This window comes from Pseudomonas sp. NY8896, from assembly GCF_039634505.1.
In genome coordinates this window covers 103013-123519 of sequence record NZ_CP132350.1, presented here as the reverse complement: position 1 = coordinate 123519, position 20507 = coordinate 103013, and the positions used below count along the sequence as shown (strand labels likewise).

The 20507-nt window shown below is 62.4% G+C and carries 19 protein-coding genes; 9 read left to right on the top strand and 10 right to left on the bottom strand.

Annotation, left to right across the window (positions count from 1 at the left end):
• Window positions 1-12: 12 nt before the first annotated feature.
• From Q9451_RS00600 to Q9451_RS00570, 7 genes are all read right to left on the bottom strand, one after another.
• A complete protein-coding gene (locus Q9451_RS00600) occupies window positions 13-1611 on the bottom strand; it encodes an EAL domain-containing protein (RefSeq protein WP_012269935.1) in 1599 nt (532 codons plus the stop codon).
• An 87-nt stretch (window positions 1612-1698) separates the two neighbouring features.
• Window positions 1699-2487, bottom strand: a complete 789-nt coding sequence (locus Q9451_RS00595; RefSeq protein ID WP_012269934.1) for an N-acetylmuramoyl-L-alanine amidase — start codon at window positions 2485-2487, stop codon at window positions 1699-1701.
• Window positions 2488-2565: 78 nt separating this feature from the next.
• Window positions 2566-4494, bottom strand: coding sequence for a GGDEF domain-containing protein (locus Q9451_RS00590; protein WP_012269933.1), 1929 nt, complete (start codon window positions 4492-4494; stop codon window positions 2566-2568).
• Window positions 4495-4521: 27 nt separating this feature from the next.
• Window positions 4522-5376 carry an endonuclease/exonuclease/phosphatase family protein gene (locus Q9451_RS00585; protein ID WP_012269932.1) on the bottom strand — a complete coding sequence of 285 codons (855 nt, stop codon included), beginning with the start codon at window positions 5374-5376 and terminating at the stop codon, window positions 4522-4524.
• 12 nt (window positions 5377-5388) lie between these two features.
• Window positions 5389-6021: a thiol:disulfide interchange protein DsbA gene (dsbA, locus tag Q9451_RS00580; RefSeq protein ID WP_012269931.1), complete on the bottom strand. Its 633-nt coding sequence runs from the start codon at window positions 6019-6021 to the stop codon at window positions 5389-5391.
• A 150-nt stretch (window positions 6022-6171) separates the two neighbouring features.
• Window positions 6172-6789 (bottom strand): c-type cytochrome, encoded by a 618-nt coding sequence (locus Q9451_RS00575; protein WP_012269930.1) that lies wholly within the window; start codon window positions 6787-6789, stop codon window positions 6172-6174.
• Between the two features lie 31 nt (window positions 6790-6820).
• A complete protein-coding gene (locus Q9451_RS00570; RefSeq protein WP_012269929.1) occupies window positions 6821-7123 on the bottom strand; it encodes a c-type cytochrome in 303 nt (100 codons plus the stop codon).
• A gap of 201 nt (window positions 7124-7324) precedes the next feature.
• On the opposite strand from Q9451_RS00570, the gene yihA reads away from it, so the two are divergent.
• Complete coding sequence (yihA, locus tag Q9451_RS00565; RefSeq protein ID WP_012269928.1) at window positions 7325-7957, top strand: ribosome biogenesis GTP-binding protein YihA/YsxC; 633 nt, start codon at window positions 7325-7327, stop codon at window positions 7955-7957.
• A gap of 334 nt (window positions 7958-8291) precedes the next feature.
• Here yihA and polA read toward each other — a convergent pair whose 3' ends face one another.
• Window positions 8292-11039, bottom strand: coding sequence for a DNA polymerase I (gene polA, locus Q9451_RS00560; protein WP_345960879.1), 2748 nt, complete (start codon window positions 11037-11039; stop codon window positions 8292-8294).
• Between the two features lie 75 nt (window positions 11040-11114).
• On the opposite strand from polA, the gene Q9451_RS00555 reads away from it, so the two are divergent.
• Entirely contained in the window at window positions 11115-11402 is a 288-nt protein-coding gene (locus tag Q9451_RS00555) for a DUF2782 domain-containing protein (protein ID WP_010951520.1), read from the top strand.
• A 69-nt stretch (window positions 11403-11471) separates the two neighbouring features.
• Window positions 11472-12422, top strand: coding sequence for a homoserine kinase (locus Q9451_RS00550; protein ID WP_012269926.1), 951 nt, complete (start codon window positions 11472-11474; stop codon window positions 12420-12422).
• Window positions 12423-12472: 50 nt separating this feature from the next.
• Here Q9451_RS00550 and Q9451_RS00545 read toward each other — a convergent pair whose 3' ends face one another.
• Window positions 12473-13429 carry a zinc ABC transporter substrate-binding protein gene (locus Q9451_RS00545; protein ID WP_012269925.1) on the bottom strand — a complete coding sequence of 319 codons (957 nt, stop codon included), beginning with the start codon at window positions 13427-13429 and terminating at the stop codon, window positions 12473-12475.
• Between the two features lie 18 nt (window positions 13430-13447).
• Here Q9451_RS00545 and zur point away from each other — a divergent pair, with 18 nt between their 5' ends.
• From zur to Q9451_RS00525, 4 genes are all read left to right on the top strand, one after another.
• On the top strand, window positions 13448-13933 hold the full coding sequence (zur, locus tag Q9451_RS00540; RefSeq protein ID WP_012269924.1) for a zinc uptake transcriptional repressor Zur: 486 nt from the start codon (window positions 13448-13450) through the stop codon (window positions 13931-13933).
• Window positions 13930-14703 carry a zinc ABC transporter ATP-binding protein ZnuC gene (znuC, locus tag Q9451_RS00535; protein WP_012269923.1) on the top strand — a complete coding sequence of 258 codons (774 nt, stop codon included), beginning with the start codon at window positions 13930-13932 and terminating at the stop codon, window positions 14701-14703. The genes zur and znuC overlap by 4 nt, the downstream gene beginning before the upstream one ends.
• Window positions 14696-15478: a zinc ABC transporter permease subunit ZnuB gene (znuB, locus tag Q9451_RS00530; RefSeq protein WP_012269922.1), complete on the top strand. Its 783-nt coding sequence runs from the start codon at window positions 14696-14698 to the stop codon at window positions 15476-15478. The genes znuC and znuB overlap by 8 nt, the downstream gene beginning before the upstream one ends.
• A 127-nt stretch (window positions 15479-15605) precedes the next feature.
• Complete coding sequence (locus Q9451_RS00525) at window positions 15606-16313, top strand: PA5502 family lipoprotein (protein WP_012269921.1); 708 nt, start codon at window positions 15606-15608, stop codon at window positions 16311-16313.
• A gap of 96 nt (window positions 16314-16409) precedes the next feature.
• Here Q9451_RS00525 and katE read toward each other — a convergent pair whose 3' ends face one another.
• Window positions 16410-18545, bottom strand: coding sequence for a catalase HPII (gene katE, locus Q9451_RS00520; RefSeq protein ID WP_012269920.1), 2136 nt, complete (start codon window positions 18543-18545; stop codon window positions 16410-16412).
• A 227-nt stretch (window positions 18546-18772) separates the two neighbouring features.
• Between katE and Q9451_RS00515 the strand changes: the two genes are divergently transcribed.
• A complete protein-coding gene (locus Q9451_RS00515) occupies window positions 18773-19780 on the top strand; it encodes a methionine ABC transporter ATP-binding protein (RefSeq protein ID WP_012269919.1) in 1008 nt (335 codons plus the stop codon).
• On the top strand, window positions 19780-20451 hold the full coding sequence (locus Q9451_RS00510; RefSeq protein WP_012269918.1) for a methionine ABC transporter permease: 672 nt from the start codon (window positions 19780-19782) through the stop codon (window positions 20449-20451). Before Q9451_RS00515 ends, Q9451_RS00510 begins: the two co-directional genes overlap by 1 nt.
• The last annotated feature ends 56 nt before the right edge of the window (window positions 20452-20507 follow it).

The following is a 20507-nucleotide window of genomic DNA, read 5'->3' as shown; positions in this document are numbered from 1 at the left end:
GCTGTAATGCGCCTACACCCGACGTGGCAGGTGCCCGCGGGTCACCAGCTCGGCAAATTGACGGGCGTTCAGTGGCCGGGCAAACAGCCAGCCTTGGCCGTAATTGACTCCCTCACTGTTCAGTAGCACCGCCTGGTCCTCGAACTCGATACCTTCGGCAATCACCCGTAGGTGCAGGTCATGGGCCATGCGGATGATATGCGGAGCCACGCCGCTACTGGCGGCATCATGGCCCAGGGCATCAATAAACGCCTTGTCGATTTTCAGGCAGTCCACTGGCAGGGTCTGCAAGTAGGCAAGGCTGCAATAGCCGGTACCAAAATCGTCGATCAGCACTTGATGCCCCACGGCGCGCAGCGCCTGCAGGTTGTCGCGGGCCACCACCACGTCGATCAGGCCGCGCTCGGTTACCTCGAAGGCGATCTGGCTGGGTGCCACGCGATGCAACGCCAGCAAGCGCGCCGCCACCCGGCCGATACGAGGCACCATCACATCGCAGGCCGCCAGGTTTACCGATATGTACAGCTTGGGGTGCGAGCGCAGCAACTGCCCTAATTGTTCAAGTACACGTTGCAGGACAAAGTCTGTGATCTGGCGAATCTGCCCGGTATTCTCCGCCAACGGAATGAATAGGTCCGGGCTGGTCAGCGTGCCGTCCGGACGGCGCCAGCGCACCAAGGCTTCGGCCCCAACGCAACGCCGGCTGTCGAGCTCGATGATTGGCTGGTACAGCACCTGCAACTCTCCACGGCGCAAGGCATTCTGCAACTCCGAACTCATCGACCGCCGTTGCAGGATCAACTGCAATACCAGCCAACCGATGCAGCAGGCCGCCAGCACGCTACCGGGGAACAGCAACCAGAGCATGCCGTTCATCCTCAGCGGCAGGCTGGCCCGCGGCGCGATCAGTACAAGCTGGTAATCCGGTGACTTGGTTGGCATTCGGTAGATCAGCCGATCACTGAGTTCCAGCAGCGACTTGTGGCTGGTTGACCAGGCCGAGGGTGGTGGCCATACCTGTGGCGGGCCGAGCACGGGGATGGCCCGCGCGCCATTGTCCAGCACCACCACCAGGCTGCCGCCTGGGGGCAGGTCGACTACATCGGTCAAGTGACCACGCGAGGTGGAAACCAGAAACTTGCCACGGCCCAGCATCAGTGCTGCCAGGTTCTCGTTCGGCTCGGTGGTGGTGTTAAGCCAGTAGCTGTACGTCGGGCCTTGGATATCCGGCGCTCGCAAGGGAACGAACGCGCGCTCGTCACCGCGGTTGGAGCAGGCAACGTCGCCATCCACATAGGCCGCTTCATAGATGAACCGCGAGCTCAGGCCAACCTGCTGCAAGGCTGCCAGCATCGCCGGGCTGCAGCCGCGCAATGGCTGGGCCTGCAGCAGGTCGACCCCTTCGCGCAACTGGCCGAACACCTGTTCGAGGCGATCCAGAAAACGCTCGCCCTGGGCGTTCATCTGTTCGCTTTCGCTTTGCTTCATTTGTTGCAGGGCAATGCCGATGCTGGCAGAGAGCAATAACGCAGCGCTGGCCAACGCTGCCAAGGTGGCCAGCATCCAGGGGCGGTAAAAAATTTGGCGCAGCAAGGCGATGAGTGCTGACATCAAAGGCATCCAGTTGATAACTAAGGTATAGCAACTGAATCGAGAATCACCCGCACCGTTTGGCGCTTCGCTGCGGGCTACACAGGCTTAGCGCATCCGGTTGAGCACCTGCAGCATCGCGGCTGTCTGCGCATCCGGCATGCCGTCGAAGCGCTGCGGGCGGAAGCGCATCTGGAAGGCAGCGATCACATGGCGTGTAGCGACATCCAGCACGCCGGTCTGTTCGACTTGATAGCCAAAACGTGCCAGTTCCTGCTGGTACCAGCCAACGCTTGGCGGGTTGACACTGAAGTACGCCTGCTGCCGTGCAACCGCGTTGGCATCCGGCCAGATACCCAGCCCGGCGTCGGCCAGGCGCTTCCACGGGAACAATGGCCCTGGGTCCAGCTTGCGCAGCGGGGCGATGTCGCTGTGGCCGATGATATGGCGGGGTTCGATGTTATTGCGTTTGACGATGTCCTTGAGCAGCGCGATCAACGACTGGACCTGCGCCTCGCTGTAAGGGTGCCAGACACGGCCGTTCGGGGTGTCGGTGAAGCCCGGGTTGACGATCTCGATACCGATGGACGAGGAATTCAGCCAGGTGCGCCCCTGCCACTGGCTATCACCGGCATGCCAGGCACGACGGTTTTCATCCACCAGTTGATACACCGTCGCCGGGCCATCGCCGATCAAGTAATGGCTGCTGACCTCACCGTGGGTAAGCAACGCCAGAGAACGCTCCAGCGAAGCATTGGTGTAGTGCAGGACAACGAACTGGATGCGGTTGTCCTGATTGGCTGAAGGGTGGCTGCGGTCGATGCGCAGGCCCGTCGAGCAACCGGCGACAGACAACAACAAAAAGGAAATCAGGGTTTTTTTAAGCGTGGAAAGCACGTCAGTGGCCTCAGCGTATGAGCGCTACAGTATAACGTGCTCCCCACAGCTGCGCCTGCCGTGGATCGACGTGACTGGCTAACCTTGTTCGACGCGATTGCGCCCATGCTCCTTGGCCCGGTACAACGCGGCATCGGCGCGCTTGAGCACTTGGTCGCTGCGCTCGCCAGGACGGAATGCGCCCAGACCGATGGAGGTAGTGATCACCACCCGTTCACCCTTGAAGTGAAATGGGCAGGCCTCGACGGTGGCACGCAGCAGCTCGGCCACCTGTGCGGCGGCCGCCGGCGGGGTCTGCGGTAGCAGCAAGACGAACTCTTCGCCGCCAAAACGGGCGATGAAATCACGACCACGCAGGCGCTTGCGCAACTGGTCGGCAACGATCTTGAGGACCTTGTCTCCAGCCAGGTGCCCATAGCTGTCATTGATGCGTTTGAAATGGTCAAGGTCGAGAATTGCCATCGCCAGATGGCCACCGTTTTCTTGCCAGTCGAGCATTTCGCGTTCGACTCGCTCGCTCCAGGCGGCACGGTTGGGCAGGCCAGTGAGCGGGTCGAGCAGGGCTTTCTGGCGCTGCTCCTCCAGATGCTCGCGATAGCCAAGCGCCTCGTGCTCCATGTTCGCCACCCGCTCCGACAGGCCTTGCAGACGGCCAGCCAGCTCTTGCTCACGGCGATCACGCTCATGCTTGTGCTCGTCCATGGTCACCAGCAAGCCTTCCAGGCGGTTTTCCAGGATGTGCTTGAGGCTGTCTACGTCGGCGGCGCCTTGCACGCTGCTCTGCAGGCCATCGACGTGCTCGCGCAGTTGGCTATCCAGCTCGCGGGCCGCACTGCTGTTGTCTGCATGGCCGGCGCTGGCTTCATGCAAGTGGCTCTGGAAACCTTCCAGGCGTTCGTTGAGCTGCTGCAGGTAGGTTTCAAATTCGTGCTGGCCGCTGTCGGTAATCGCCAGCATGAGTACCGCCAGATCATCCAGCACCGGGATCAGCTCATACCAGTTCAAGCCGCGGGCAACCCGCTCGCGCATTTCCAACGCCTGGGCCTTGTGCCGCTCGGGCAGGCTGAGGTCATCGAGCAGGCCGATCAAGGTTTGCTCGATGTGCGCGGCAACCTGGCTGTAAGGCGGCTCCACCGCGTAGGGCAGGGCATAGGGGCCGTCTTCGCCGAAGGTTTCTTCCAGTGTCGGTAGCGGCTCTGCCTCAGCCAACGGCTCGCTGGCGGCAGCTTCTGCCACTGGTGCTTCATCCTGTGGCATCTGTGGCAACGAGGCGGGCTGCGTTTCGACCGACTCGATCAGCGCCGGGCCAGAAACTTCCAGCTCAGCCTCGGGTGCGTCAGTCACTTCGGCGCAGGAGGCAGCAGGGCCCGGCAACGGTTGTAGCGCATCGACGTCATCGGGCGGCAAGAGTGCGATGCTGCCCGCTGCCTGGGGCTGGGCTTCGGCCACCGGCGCATGCTCTGCCTCCGCCAGTGTTTCTTCTTCGCGGCTGCCGAACAAACGCTGCAGAAAACCTGGCCGGGCGTCTTCGCCGGGTTTGCCCAAGGCCGACAGCGCGCGCCCCTGCAGGCCGCTCAACTCGCCCAGCAGCGGCGGCAGCTCGCGTGACTGGGCAACCCCGCCGTCGAGCTTCTTCGCCAGTTTTTTCAATGGCCGCGAGATATCGCTGGGCAGCGGTAAGCCTTGCAGTTGGCCAACCAGTGCGGTCAGCGCATCGCTGACTTGGTTCATGCGGGTTTCGCGACGCTGTTCGGAGTCCAACACCGCTTTTTCAAGGCGCGGAATCAACCCGGCAAGGCCGGCGTCCATATTGTCGCTGCGGATGACATCGCGCATTTCCTTCATGCACTCATCGACGATCTTGTCACTGCCTTCGGCAGCCAGGGTGCTACGCACCAGGCCGCGACGCAGCAAGTCAAGACGGGCATCCCAACGGCGTTCGAGCCTTTCTTGCTGCTCGATGCTTTTCAGGTATTTTTCTTTCCAGCGCTCTGCGTCTTCAGTCATGCCCAGGTCCGCAAACGGTGATGGCAATTAGCTCAAAACCGGCAGCGTATCCACAGTCAATGCATCAGGCAATCGAATCTCGACAGCAACGGGAAGGTGGTCGGAAATTGGCTGCGCCAGCACCTCGACCCGCTCCAAAGTGAGGCTTGGGCTGAGCAGGATATGGTCCAGGCAACGTTGCGGTCGCCAGCTGGGGAAAGTGGCTTCGACTTGCGGGGCAACCAGGCCAAGGTCGCGCAACGGCGAATGCTCCAGCAGGTCGGTGGCATGGGTGTTCATGTCGCCCATCAGTACCTGGTGACGGTAACCGCCAATCAGCTCGCGAATGTAGCCCAGCTGCAGGGCGCGGGTCTTGGCCCCCAATGCCAGGTGCATCATCACCACGATCAGCGCATCTTTGCCCTCGCCAAAACGCACCAGGATCGCACCACGCCCGGCCGGCCCTGGCAACGGGTGGTCTTCGAGCAGTTGCGGTTTCAGGCGGCTGAGCACGCCGTTGCTGTGCTGGGCAAAACGCCCGAGGTTACGGTTGAGCTGCTGGTACCAATAGGGGAAGGCACCCAGATGGGCCAAGTGTTCCACCTGGTTGACGTAGCCCGAGCGCAGGCTACCGCCATCGGCTTCCTGCAGGGCCACCAGGTCGAAGTCACCCAGCAGCTTGCCGATCTTCTGCAGGTTGCCGGCCCGCCCGTTGTGCGGCAGCAAGTGCTGCCAGCTACGGGTCAGGTAATGCCGGTAGCGCTCGGTGCTGATGCCCACCTGGATGTTGAAACTGAGCAGCCGCAGCCGACCATCCTCGGGCAGGCCTGGGGCCTGCAGGTGGTGCTCGTTGACCTGCGGCTGGTGCAGGCCAATGCCACGCGTAGCTCTGAGGCGGGGCATGGGTTACGCCGCTTACTTAGCGGCGCGCTCCTTCTCGATCAGCTGGTCGGCGACGTTCAGTACACCTTCCGGCCCGCCAGCGGTACCCAGGTCGAAGCGATACTTGCCGTTGACCACCATGCTCGGTACGCCGGTAATTTCATACTTCTTCGCCAGTTCCTTGGCCTGGTTGACCTGGCCCTTGATGGCGAACGAATTGAAGGTGGCGAGGAACTTGTCCTTGTCCACGCCCTGAGTGGCGAGGAAGTCGGCCATCTCTTCTGGTTTGGTCAAATGCTTGCGCTGGTTCTGGATGGCATCGAACACCGCCGCGTGCACCTTGTGCTCGACGCCCATGGCTTCGAGGGTGAGGAACATCTGGCCGTGTGCATCCCACGGGCCACCGAACATGGCCGGTACGCGTTTGAAGTTGACGTCCTTGGGCAGCTTGTCGACCCACGGGTTGATGACCGGCTCGAAGTGGTAGCAGTGAGGGCAGCCGTACCAGAACAGCTCGACCACTTCGATCTTGCCAGGCACGGAAACCTGAACAGGGTTGCTCAGCTCGATGTATTCCTTGCCGGCAACAGGCTCCGCGGCCTGGACGGCAGTCATACCGAATACGCTGGCGGCGACCAGCGCAGCGCTGAGAATCAGTTTACGCATGCTTTACTCCTGAGCAGTCATGGGTCGCCACGACGCGACCTGCACTGAGACAGGCCGGGAAGGGCCGAGTTCTGTAGTGTAACGGCTGCGGACTGAAAAAAGGGCGGCCCGGCCGCCCTTTCATCATTGGCCTACAACATTAACTGAAAGTTAATGCAGGCCCTGGATATAGCTGGCCAACGCCTCGATGTCGTGGTTGCTCAGCTTGCCGGCAATGGTGCGCATGGTCATGGCATCGCCATCGTTGGTGCGGTTGCCTTCGCGGAAGTCCGTGAGCTGCTTGGTCACGTACTGAGAGTGCTGGCCACCCAGGTGCGGGAAGCCGGCCAAAGCGATGCCTGCGCCGTTGGGCGAGTGGCAGCCGGTGCAGGCAGGCATGCCTTTCTCCAGGTCGCCGCCATTGAACAGCGAACGGCCGCGCTCGACCAGCTTGGGATCGGCAGCGCCCACGCTACCTTTCTGGCTGGAGAAGTAGGCGGCGATGTCGGCCAGGTCCTGGTCGCTGAAGGCGGTCAGCATGCCGGTCATCTCCAACACGGTACGCTTGCCCGACTTGATATCGTGCAGTTGTTTTTCGAGGTAGCGCTGGCCTTGGCCGGCCAGTTTCGGGAAGTTCGGTGCCAGGCTGTTGCCGTCGGGGTTGTGGCAGGCGCCACAGACGGCAGTCTTGGCCTGGCCAGCGGCGGCATCGCCTTTGATAGGTTGCGCAGCAGTGGCCGCACCTGCGACACCCAGGGTCAACAGCAGACTCACGACTAGTTTGTTCATCAGCTAATCCAACACGGCTAAGGGTGAAATGTTATGTATCGGGACTGCCGCTCATCCAAAGGATGACCAAACGGTAGTCCTCGGCACTGCAGTCCATGCACAATCCACGCGGCGGCATAGCCTTGAAACCCTGGGTCACGTGCTTCACCAGTACCTCCATGCCTTGCGCCAGCCTTGGCTCCCAAGCCGCCCGGTCACCCTGTCTGGGTGCCTGTGGCAACTGCCCGGTGTGACAGGCCGCACACGTGCGGTTGTACAACACCTCGGGATCCTGTGTAGCCTGTGCGCTGAAAACCGGCAGGAACATACCGACAGCAAGCAGCCATTTCGCCATGCGGAACGACCTTCAGGGTTGGGGGCCGCGCTGCGTTCTGTTGCGCGAGCTATTGTTCGACACCCCATGCCCGTTCTCCTTCGCTGGGAGAATGAGCACACAAAAACTGGGGCATTATATACTTCCGCCATCCAAACGGAAACGACACCGCTTGCCAGGCTCGGGCCTACAGAGTCAGGCAACACCCACATCGGATATCCCATGCAAGTCAAGAACCCCATCCTCGGCCTCTGCCAGAAAGCCACATTCGCCCTTAGCGCAGCCAAGGTCGAACAATGCCCGGACGACCAGGGTTACGAGGTGGCTTTTGCCGGCCGTTCAAACGCCGGCAAATCCAGCGCCCTCAACACCCTGACTCATGCCAGCCTGGCGCGTACCTCGAAAACTCCAGGGCGCACCCAGCTGTTGAATTTCTTCAGTCTGGACGATGAACGGCGTTTGGTCGACCTGCCGGGCTACGGTTATGCAAAAGTCCCGATTCCGCTCAAGCAGCACTGGCAGAAACACCTGGAAGCCTACCTGGGCAGCCGGGAGTGCCTGCGTGGCGTGATCCTGATGATGGACGTGCGCCACCCGATGACCGACTTCGACAAGATGATGCTCGACTGGGCCAAGGCCAGCGGCATGCCGATGCACATCCTGCTGACCAAGGCCGACAAGCTGACCCACGGCGCGGGCAAGAACACCTTGCTCAAGGTGCAGTCGGAAATCCGCAAGGGCTGGGGCGATGGCGTGACCATCCAGCTGTTCTCGGCACCCAAGCGCCTGGGCGTGGAAGACGCCTACCGGGTGCTGGCGGGCTGGATGGAGCTGGAAGACAAGCCAGTCGCCTGAAGCTGCACTGCCCCGCTCTTGTGGGAGCGGGGCACCTTGGTGGCAAATTCCGGGCAAAAAAAACCCCGGACTTCGTATGGGGAGGGGGAAGTTCGGGGTCCAAGTCCGGACCGCTAGGGCGGGGTCCAGATATCTGCCAACACTTAACACAACATAGGAGCATCGAAGGGCTTCACCAGCCATTCAGTTACTCTGAGTTCCGCTTCACCGGTTTAGTTCCGAAGCCCTGAAAACTATTTGCGATAGTTTCATGAAACTTCAGCACCAATGGCACTGAGCGGTGCCAGGATCCGCGTCGCTACGTCGCAGATCCTACACAGCTTTCCCTGCTCAATCAGTGAGCTTCGTCCCAATTCGCACCAATTCCTGCCTCCACCAGCAGCGGTACATCCAGCTGCGCTGCCTGGCTCATGTGCTGGCGAATTTCATCTTTCACCTGCTGAACCAGGTCCTCGCGTACCTCGAGTACCAGTTCGTCGTGTACCTGCAGGATCACTCGGGCATCCAGCCCGCTCTCGCTCAGCCAGTTATCCACATTGACCATGGCCCGCTTGATGATGTCGGCCGCGGTGCCCTGCATCGGCGCGTTGATCGCCGTACGCTCGGCGCCTTTGCGCAGGGCGGGGTTCTTGGCGTTGATGTCCGGCAGGTACAGACGACGGCCGAACAGGGTTTCGACAAAACCTTGCTCGGCCGCCTGAGCGCGGGTGCGTTCCATGTAGGCCAGCACGCCTGGGTAGCGGGCGAAGTAGCGGTCGATGTAATCCTGCGACTGCTTGCGGTCGACGCCGATCTGCTTGGCCAAACCAAAGGCGCTCATGCCGTAGATCAGGCCGAAGTTGATGGCCTTGGCCTTGCGACGTTGGTCGGTGGTGACGTCTTGCAAGGCCACACCGAACACTTCCGCCGCCGTGGCGCGGTGCACGTCGAGGTCGTTGCGGAAAGCGTGCAGCAAGCCTTCGTCCTTGGCCAGGTGGGCCATGATGCGCAACTCGATCTGCGAGTAGTCCGCCGCCAGCAGTTTGTATCCTGGGCTGGCGATGAACGCCTGGCGGATGCGCCGGCCTTCGGCGGTACGGATCGGGATGTTCTGCAGGTTAGGGTCGCTCGACGACAGCCGGCCAGTGGCCGCCACAGCCTGCTGGTAGGAGGTGTGGATACGCCCGGTGCGGGGGTTGATCTGGCCCGGCAGCTTGTCTGTGTAGGTGCTTTTGAGCTTGCTCAGGCTGCGGTACTGCATCAGTACCTCAGGCAGTGGGTAACCGAGCAAGGCCAGCTCATCGAGCACCGCTTCGGCGGTGGAGGGCTGGCCCTTGGCGGTCTTGCTCAGCACCGGCATGCCAAGCTTGTCGTAAAGGATCGCGCCCAACTGCTTGGGCGAGCCGAGGTTGAATTCCTCGCCGGCCAGCTCGTAGGCACGTTGCTCCAGTTCGCCCATCTTCACGCCCAGTTCGCCGCTTTGGACGTGCAACAGCGCGGCATCGACCAGCGCGCCCTGGCGCTCGATCTTGGCCAGCACTGGCACCAGCGGCATCTCGATGTCCATCAGCACCGGCTGCACGCTTGGCGTCTGTGCCAGGCGTGCCTGCAGCGCCTGGTGCAGGCGCAGGGTGATGTCGGCGTCTTCGGCCGCGTAGGGGCCGGCCTTGTCCAGGTTGATCTGGTTGAAAGTGAGCTGCTTGGCGCCCTTGCCGGCGATATCCTCGAAGGCGATGGTGGTGTGGTCGAGGTACTTCTGCGCCAGGCTGTCCATGTCATGACGGGTGGCGGTGGAGTTCAGCACATACGACTCGAGCATGGTGTCGTAGGCCACGCCACGCATCTCGATGGCGGGCGAGCCATTGGCGAGGATGTTGATGTCATACTTCGCGTTCTGCCCGATCTTGGCCTTGGCCGGGTCTTCCAGCAGTGGTTTCAGCGCCAGCAGCACGGCGTCGCGGTCCAGTTGGGCTGGCGCGCCTTCGTAATCGTGGGCCAGCGGCACATAAGCCGCCTCATGGGGCGCAACAGCGAAAGACAGGCCAACCAGCTGCGCCTTCTGGGCATCCAGGCCGGTTGTTTCGGTATCGAAGGCGAACAGCGGCGCCTGACGCAGCTTGTCCAGCCAGGCCTCGAAACGGGCCTGGTCAAGAATGGTTTCGTACGTCGGCTCAACCTTGGCCGCCGGCTCTTCGACCGGCGCAACCTCATTACCCGCCCTTGCGGCCTCACGCTGCACTTCGGCAACCCAGCTCTTGAACTCCATCTCGGTGTACAGCGCCTGCAACGCTTCGCGATCAGGCTCACCGCACACCAGCGCATCCACTTCGACATCCAGCGGCACATCGACCTTGATGGTGGCCAGCTCGTAGGACAGGAACGCTGCGTCCCGGTGCTCTTCAAGCTTGGCCGGCAAGGTCTTGGCGCCACGAATGGCCAGTGCCGGTACCTTGTCCAGGTTCGCGTACAAATCGCTGAGGCCGCCGCCGATACCGGTCAGCAGGCCCACGGCGGTTTTTTCGCCCACGCCCGGTACGCCGGGAATGTTGTCGACCTTGTCACCCATCAGGGCCAGGAAGTCGATGATATGTTCCGGGCCGACGCCAAATTTCTCGTGCACGCCAGCCACGTCCAGCACGCTTCCGGTCATGGTGTTGACCAAGGTAATGTGCCCGTCCACCAGCTGAGCCATGTCCTTGTCACCGGTCGAAATGATCACCGGGCGACCCTTCGCGGCAGCACTGCGCGCCAGGGTGCCGATGACGTCGTCGGCCTCTACACCCTCGACGCACAGTAACGGATAGCCCAGCGCCTTCACGCTGGCATGCAGCGGCTCGACCTGCACCCGCAGGTCGTCCGGCATGCTGGGGCGGTTGGCCTTGTATTCGGCGAACATGGCATCGCGGAAAGTGCCGCCCTTGGCGTCGAACACCACGGCGAACAGGCTGTCGGGGTATTGCTTGCGCAGGCTCTTGAGCATGTTCAGCACACCCTTCACCGCACCGGTCGGCATGCCCTTGGACGTGGTCAGCGGCGGCAGCGCGTGAAAGGCGCGGTACAGGTAGGAGGAACCGTCCACCAGGACGAGGGGCGCTTGGCTCATGAGCAGAATCAACCTTTTCGACGGGTCCGGCGCTAGAATAGCCAGAATCATTGACGACAAAGGGACTAGGTTATCATGCGTACACTCAATCGCCTGTTACTGCTCGGCCTGTTGGCAACCATGCCTGTCGTTACCCTGGCGGCGGACGACGCCCCCTCGGCCGATCCCGAGGTGACCATTCGCACGGAAGGCGACAAAACCATCCAGGAGTACCGGCAAAACGGCTTCCTGTATGCGATCAAGATCACGCCGAAAAACGGCAAGCCTTATTTTCTGGTACGCGCCGATGGCACTGATGCCAATTTCATTCGATCCGACCAGCCGGACATGCTGATTCCGTCCTGGAAGATCTTCGAGTGGTAATCTGACGCGCACCGTTCACATCAACCCGGCACTTCCCGGCGGAAGTGCCCGTATGGGCATTTTTTCATCATGTCAGTCTTCACCCCCGTGACCCGGCCTGAGCTGGAAACCTTTCTGGCGCCGTACCAGCTGGGCCGTCTGCTCGACTTCCAGGGCATTGCCGCCGGCACCGAAAACAGCAATTTCTTCGTCAGCCTCGAACAGGGGGAGTTCGTCCTGACGCTGATCGAGCGCGGGCCAAGCGAGGACATGCCGTTCTTTATCGAGCTGCTCGATACCCTGCACGCCGCCGACATGCCGGTGCCCTATGCCATTCGTGACCGCGACGGCAACGGCCTGCGCGAGCTGTGCGGCAAGCCTGCGCTGCTGCAGCCAAGGCTGTCGGGCAAGCACATCAAGGCACCGAACAACCAGCACTGCGCCCAGGTCGGCGAGTTGCTGGCGCACATTCACCTGGCCACCCGCGCGCACATCATCGAACGCAAGACCGACCGTGGCCTAGACTGGATGCTGGCCTCGGGTGCCGAACTGTTGCCACGCCTGACCGCCGAGCAAGCCAAGCTGCTGCAACCGGCACTGGACGAAATCACCGCGCACAAAGCGCAGATCCTGGCCTTGCCACGGGCCAACCTGCATGCCGACCTGTTCCGCGACAACGTGATGTTCGAAGGCACCCACCTGACCGGGGTGATCGACTTCTACAACGCCTGTTCCGGGCCGATGCTGTATGACATCGCCATTACCGTGAACGACTGGTGCCTGGACGAGCAGGGTGCGGTGGATGTGCCGCGTGCACAGGCGCTGCTGGCTGCCTATGCGGCGCTGCGGCCATTCACGGCTGCCGAGGCCGAGCTGTGGCCGGAAATGCTGCGGGTAGGCTGCGTGCGCTTCTGGTTGTCGCGCCTGATTGCAGCGGAGTCGTTTGCCGGGATGGATGTGATGATCCATGACCCGAGCGAGTTCGAAGTGCGTCTGGCGCAGCGCCAGCAGGTGGCTTTGCACCTGCCATTCGCCCTCTAGTTTCTATTCGGCCTCTTCGCGGGCATGCCCGCGACGAGGCCGGCACAGGCTTAGAGCTGTTCCAGGCACCCAGCCAGGTCGCCGCCCAGCTTTTCCAGCAAGCGCTCATAGCCCTTGCCATCCACCGGGTCTGTTCCGCCCAGCGCATCCAGCTCGGCCAGGCGCACCGGCAGCCCGGCGGTCAAGGTCTCGGCCAAGCGCGGTCGCAGTGGCGGCTCGCTGAACACACAGGTCTTGCCCACTTCCTGCAGGCGCTTGCGCATGGCCGCCACATGTTGCGCCCCAGGCTGCACCTCGGACGCCACGCTGAATACGCCGGTGTGCTTCAAACCATATTCAGCCTCGAAGTAATCGAACGCTTCGTGGAACACGAAATAAGGTTTGCCGGCAATACCGTCCACCCGCGCCTTGATACGCGCATCCAGTGCATCCAGACGCTCGTCGAAGGCCTTCAGGTTGCTCTGGTAGCGAGCCGCATTGGCCGGGTCGACCTGGGCCAGATCAGCCGCCATTTTTGCCGCGATTACCCGCGCATTGACCGACGATAGCCACAAGTGCGCATCCAGGCTGCCCGGCCGGTGATCATGGTCATGGTCGTCGTGGCTTTCTTCCTCATGGGAGTGGCTGTCCTCGCCAAAGTGACGCAGCTTCATGCCCGTCAGCGACTGCACGGCCACGGTGGCCTTGCTGCGGCTAGCCAAGACACGCGGCAGGAAGTTCTCCATGTCCGGGCCGATCCAGTACAGCAGGTCGGCATCACCCACCCGCCGTACATCGGACGGGCGCAGCGCGTAGTGGTGCGGCGAAGCGCCTGGTGGCAGCAAGACGTCAGGGCTGCCAATGCCATCCTGCACGGCAGCGGCAATCTGCTGCAGGGGCTTGATACTGGTGAGCACGCGCACATCGGCCTGGGCGGAAAATGCAATGAAAGCGACAAACAGAGCTAGGAATCGGGACACGGTGGATACTCGAGTCGTCAGAAACAGGTAACATAATAACGTCTCCATCCAGAACCGTCGCTGCCCATGTCCATCACGCCGCTGGCCAACCGTCCTCACGATCACTCCCATTGCGTACACAGCGCACTGGCTGAAGCCGACGCCTTGTGCACCCGCCTGGGCCTGCGCCTGACCGCGCTGCGCCGCCGAGTGCTGGAGCTGGTGTGGCAAAGCCACAAGCCACTGGGCGCCTACGACATCCTTGCCGTGCTCAGCGAGCAGGACGGCCGCCGCGCCGCCCCGCCCACGGTGTACCGCGCGCTGGACTTCCTGCTGGAAAACGGCCTGGTGCACCGCATCGCCTCGCTCAACGCCTTCATCGGCTGCAGCCACCCCGAGCATGTGCATCAAGGCCAGTTCCTGATTTGCCGCGCCTGCCATGTGGCCATCGAGCTGGAGCAGAGCAGCATCAGCGATGCCATCATCGACAGCGCCAAAGGCGTGGGCTTCACGGTCGAGACCCAGACCGTGGAAGTGGTCGGGCTGTGCGGCAGCTGCCGGAGCGCGGCATGAGCGATGCCTTGATCCGCCTGGAACAGGTCGGCGTCACTTTTGGCGGCGAGGCAGTACTCGACAGCATCGACCTGTCGGTCGCCCCCGGTCAGATCGTCACCCTGATCGGCCCCAACGGTGCCGGCAAGACCACCCTGGTGCGCGCCGTACTCGGTCTGCTCAAGCCACACCGCGGCAAGGTATGGCGCAAGCCCAAGCTGCGCATTGGCTACATGCCACAAAAGATCCAGGTCGATGCCACGCTGCCGCTGTCGGTGCTGCGCTTCTTGCGCCTGGTGCCCGGCGTAGACCGCGCGGCAGCCTTGTCCGCGCTGCAGGAAGTGGGCGCCGAGCAGGTCATCGACAGCCCTATCCAGACCATTTCCGGCGGCGAGATGCAACGCGTACTGCTGGCCCGCGCCCTGTTGCGCGAGCCCCAGTTGCTGGTGCTCGACGAACCGGTACAAGGTGTGGACGTGGTCGGCCAGACCGAGCTGTACAACCTCATCACCCGCCTGCGCGACCGCCACGGCTGCGGCGTGCTGATGGTGTCCCACGACCTGCACCTGGTGATGAGCGCCACCGACCAGGTGGTGTGCCTGAACCGCCACGTATGCTGCTCGGGCCACCCCGAGCAAGTCAGCGGCGACCCAGCGTTCGTCGAGCTGTTTGGCCAGACCGCACCTAGCCTGGCCATCTACCACCACCATCACGACCACAGCCACGACCTGCACGGCTCGGTGGTCGCCCCTGGCACCCATGTTCACGGAGAGCACTGCAAGCATGGCTGATTTTCTTCTCTACGCCCTGCTTGCCGGTTTGTCCCTGGCGCTGGTCGCCGGCCCGCTGGGCTCCTTCGTGGTGTGGCGGCGCATGGCCTACTTTGGCGACACCTTGTCCCATGCCGCCTTGCTCGGTGTTGCCTTGGGCTTCGCCCTGGACGTCAGCCCAGCGCTGGCGGTAACCGTGGGCTGCCTGTTGCTGGCAATCCTGCTGGTGACCTTGCAGCAACGCCAGCCGCTGGCCTCCGACACCCTGCTCGGCATCCTCGCCCCCAGCACCCTGTCGCTGGGCCTGGTGGTACTGAGCTTCATGCACGATGTGCGCATCGACCTGATGGCGTACCTGTTCGGCGACCTGCTGGCCATCAGCACCACCGACCTGGCCTGGATCCTCGGCGGCAGTGCGCTGGTGCTGCTGTTGCTCGCCGTGCTGTGGCGGCCGCTGCTGGCGGTTACCGTGCACGAAGAGCTGGCCATGGTCGAAGGCCTGCCTGTGGCCGGCCTGCGCCTGGCGCTCATGCTGTTGATTGCGGTGGTAATTGCCGTGGCCATGAAGATCGTCGGTGTGCTGCTGATCACCTCGCTGCTGATCATCCCTGCGGCTGCGGCACAGCGTCACGCCCGCTCGCCAGAGCAGATGGCCCTTGGCGCCAGCCTGCTGGGCGTTACCGCTGTGTGCGGTGGCCTGGCCATGTCCTGGTTCAAGGACACCCCCGCCGGCCCGTCGATCGTGGTCTGCGCGGCGGTGCTATTCTTGCTGAGCCTGGCCCTGCCAAAACGCTGAGAAGCAGGGCGTGTGCAGGCACGCCTTGCAACCTTTTGCCGGGTAAAGGGTCTGTAAGACCTGTTTTCGAGCGTGCGCACCTGGGTGTAGACTTGCTCGCTTTTTGCGCAAATAGAGAGTCGCAGGAATGAAGCCGTTCGCCTCCCGTTATCTGCTTGTTGCCGCGTTTTCCCTGTTCCTGGCTGCCTGTTCCAGCGCGCCGGTCGAGCAGGCCACCGCACCTGCCCAAGCCGATGCCTGGCAGCAGTTGCAACAAAATATCGCCAGCAACGAGCTGGCCACCGCCGAAGACCAGCTTGCAGCCCTGCAGGCCCAGTCGCCGGATGACCCACGCTCGGAGCAATACCAGCGCCAGCTGGCCGAAGCCTACCTGCAGCGCAGCCAGATCGTCCTGCAGAAGGGCGATGTGAACGCGGCCGCTACCGCGTTGGCCCGTGCTCGCGCACTGATGCCGCAAGCCCCGGCAGTGACCGGTGGCGATCCCCTGAGCCAGGCACGCAAGGCCGAGCTGGAGAAGGCAGAGGCCGCCTTGAAAGCCGCTGAAGCCAAACCCAAGGCACGTATCATCGACCCGACAGCGCCAAGCACTGTGGTGGCCTTGAAGACCACTGACAGCCGCGCCATGCGCCGTCAGCTCGATGATATTGCCGCCGATGTGGTGAGCTATGACTGCGAGGTGGTGCTCCAGGTGCCGCGCACTGACGACGCACCTTGGCTTAAGACTTTGCTGGAAAAGCGGGTGCGCAAGATCGACAGTGGTTTCGATCTGAAGCAGACCCATGAGATCCAGCGCTCGCTGCCGGCGCAGGTGGTTCTGGTACCGCATCAGCAGTAAAAAGCTTCGCGGGTAAACCCGCTCCCACAGGGATAGCACAGGTTTCGAGGTCGGTGCTGTACCTGTGGGAGCGGGTTTACCCGCGAATAGGACCTATCAGGCCGGCACAGCCTCCGCAGCTGCTTCCCGCTCCCAAACCCGGTGCCCTTCAACCGCTTTGACAAAGGCATCCACGGTCTTCTGGTCATCCCCCAGCAGCAATCCCTTGTCCTCCTTCAGCCCAAGGCCGGACGCCAGCTCCTTGGTCAACACCATCGCCTTCAGGTGCTTGTAGCCCTCCAGCAAGAAGTGCTTGGCCAGCCCGCTGGCCACCAAGGCGTCCGCCGAAGCCTTGCCTCCTGGCACGACAATCCCGTCGAACATGATCGAAGGCATCCCTTCCATCGACGCATCCACCGGCAGCTGCTTACCGTCCGCAGTCTTTACCGGCGCCGATGTCGGCCCTAACAGCATCGGCCGTGTACTGTGTGCTTCCAGCGCCTTCACCAGCTTGTCGACGCTAGCACCGTCCACGCCATCCGCCACCAGCAGCGCAATTTTGCGCCCCTTGATGCCCACGTCACCGGGGTGGCTCATCTGGCTCAACGCCTTGGACTGCGCGAGCTTGCTGCCTTTCACCTTGACCGTTCCCTGCTTGGGCGCAGGCAGCCCCAGGTTGGCCGCCACCGCCGCCGCCAGCTTCAGGTCGATATTGGCCAAAATCTCGTTAACCTCCCGGGCACGGATGGCTTCACGCTCCACCTTGCCCAGCTCGAAACTGTAAGCCTTGATGATGTGCTGCTGCTCGGTCGGGCTCATGCTCTGGAAGAACAGCCGCGCCTGAGAGAAGTGATCGCCGAACGATTCGCTACGCTGGCGGATCTTGTGTGCATCGATCCGCTCCTGATAACTCTCGAAGCCACCGTCCTGTGCAGCAGGGGGTGTTTCCTTCGGCCAGCCGCCGTCGATGGAGTTGGGTTCGTACGAAGCCCGGCCCTTGTCGATGGTCATGCGGTGCATGGCATCGCGCTGGCTGCTGTGGTTCGGCGCCACCGGGCGGTTGATCGGGATTTCATGGAAGTTCGGCCCGCCCAGCCGGCTGATCTGCGTATCGGTGTACGAGAACAATCGCCCCTGCAGCAGGGGGTCGTTGGTAAAGTCGATGCCCGGCACGATATGCCCTGGGCAGAACGCCACCTGCTCGGTTTCTGCGAAGAAGTTGTCCGGGTTGCGGTTGAGCACCATCTTGCCCAGCAGCTTCACCGGCACCAGCTCTTCAGGAATGAGCTTGGTCGGGTCGAGCAGGTCGAAGTCGTACTTGTGCTCGTCGGCCTCGGGTACCACCTGCACGCCCAGCTCCCATTCCGGGTAGTCCCCGGTCTCGATGGCTTCCCACAGGTCACGGCGGTGGTAGTCGGTGTCCTTGCCTGCCAGCTTCTGCGCTTCGTCCCACAACACCGAGTGCACGCCCTGACGGGGCTTCCAGTGGAACTTGACGAAACTGGCCACACCCTCGGCGTTGATCAGGCGGAAGGTGTGCACGCCAAAGCCTTCCATCATTCGCAAGCTGCGCGGGATGGCGCGGTCGGACATGGCCCAGATCACCATATGCGCCGACTCCGGCACCAGCGAAACGAAGTCCCAGAACGTGTCGTGGGCAGAGCCGCCGGTGGGCATTTCATTCTGTGGCTCTGGCTTCACCGCATGCACGAAGTCCGGGAACTTGATGGCATCTTGAATGAAAAATACCGGCATGTTGTTGCCAACCAGATCGAAGTTGCCTTCATCGGTGTAGAACTTGACGGCAAAACCGCGCACATCACGCACCGTGTCACCCGAGCCGCGCGGCCCTTGTACGGTGGAAAAGCGCACGAATACCGGGGTGATCTTTTCTGGGTCCTGCAGGAAACCGGCCTTGGTCAGCTCGGCATGGCAGCCATAGCTCTGAAAGTAGCCGTGCGCCCCGGTACCCCGGGCATGGACGATGCGCTCAGGGATGCGCTCATGGTCAAAGTGGGTGATCTTCTCGCGCATGATGAAATCTTCAAGCAACGACGGCCCTCGAACACCCGCCTTGAGGCTGTTCTGGTTATCGGCGATCTTCACCCCTTGGTTGGTGCGCAAGGCCTGGCCCGTGGCATCGCTGCGGAAGGCCTCCAGGCTCTGCAGCTTGGCGTTGGTGTTGGCCCGATCAGGGGTCTGGGTGCCGGCGGCCTCGCTGTGCTTGGGCGCGTCCGTTTTCTTGCTGGGCATGGTCGGCTCTCCTCGTCAGTCTTCAGGCGTGCCCGTTTCGGGCTTGTTCAAGTAGTGACTGGGAGGCATTGCCGAGCGTTCAATCAGGATTACCGGTTGTCGCGATATGCCCGATGGATTGGTGCATTACGAAATAAATGCTAAGAACAGCTATGGGAAAAGGCTAAAATGCGCGACCCCAGCTAACCGCTGATTCAAATTTCAATGCGCCCCACAAGGTTCGCTACGTGATCGAGTTCCAACAGGTACATAAAACCTACCGCGTTGCCGGTAGGGAAATCCCCGCACTGAATCCGACCAGCCTGACCATCGAAGATGGCCAGGTGTTCGGCCTGATCGGCCATTCCGGCGCCGGCAAAAGCACCATGCTGCGCCTGATCAACCGTCTGGAAGAACCTTCCGGTGGCAAGATAATCGTCGACGGCGAAGACGTCACCGCGTTCAACGCCAGCCAGCTGCGCGGCTTCCGCCAGCAGGTCGGGATGATTTTCCAGCACTTCAACCTGCTGGCCTCCAAGACCGTCGCCGACAACGTCGCCCTGCCATTGACCCTGGCCGGCGAGCTGTCGCGCAGTGAGATCGACACGCGCGTCACCGAGTTGCTGGCCCGCGTGGGCCTGTCAGACCACGCCAAGAAGTACCCGGCGCAGCTGTCCGGCGGCCAGAAGCAGCGCGTCGGTATCGCCCGCGCCCTGTCCACCAACCCAAAGATCCTGCTGTGCGACGAGGCCACCAGTGCCCTCGACCCGCAAACCACGGCCTCGGTCCTGCAACTGCTGGCCGAAATCAACCGTGAGCTGAAGCTGACCATCGTGCTGATCACCCACGAGATGGACGTGATCCGCCGGGTCTGCGACCGCGTGGCGGTGATGGACGCCGGCCAGATTGTCGAGCAAGGCTCGGTGGCCGAGGTGTTCCTGCACCCGCAGCACCCCACCACCAAGCGCTTCGTCCAAGAAGACGAGCAGGTCGACGAAGGCGAGCAGCGCGACGACTTTGCCCACGTACCGGGCCGCATCGTGCGCCTGACCTTCCAAGGCGACGCTACCTACGCGCCGTTGCTGGGCACCGTGGCCCGCGAAACCGGTGTGGACTACAGCATCCTCGCCGGGCGTATCGACCGCATCAAGGATGTCCCCTATGGCCAGCTCACCCTCGCCCTGATCGGCGGAGACATGGAAGCGGCGTTTGCCCGCTTCAAGGCAGCTGACGTACATATGGAGGTACTGCGTTGATGGACGCCCTGAATTTCTTCGCCAACGTCGACTGGGCCGAAATCTGGCTGGCCACCATCGACACCATGATCATGCTGTTCGGCTCGCTGTTCTTCACCGTGCTGCTGGGCCTGCCGCTGGGTGTGCTGCTGTTCCTCTGCGGGCCGAAGCAGATGTTCGAACAGAAGGGCGTGTACGCGCTGCTGTCGCTGGTGGTCAACATCCTGCGCTCGCTGCCGTTCATCATCCTGCTGATCGTGATGATCCCATTCACCGTGCTGATCACCGGCACCTCGCTGGGCGTTGCCGGCGCCATCCCACCACTGGTAGTGGGTGCCACGCCGTTCTTTGCCCGCCTGGTTGAAACCGCTCTGCGTGAAGTGGACCGCGGCATCATCGAAGCCACCCAGTCGATGGGCGCCACCACCCGCCAGATCATCACCAGCGCACTGCTGCCGGAGGCCCGCCCGGGTATCTTCGCAGCCATTACCGTCACCGCCATCACCCTGGTTTCGTACACCGCCATGGCCGGTGTGGTGGGTGCGGGCGGCCTGGGCGATCTGGCTATCCGCTTCGGTTACCAGCGTTTCCAGACCGATGTGATGGTAGTGACCGTGGTTCTGCTGCTGGTACTGGTTCAAGTCCTGCAAAGCGTGGGCGACAAACTGGTCGTACATTTTTCCCGTAAGTAACCCCAATAGGGTCGGCCCGGCCGACCCGTTCGGGGGCCGTCGCGGCCCTCACAAGG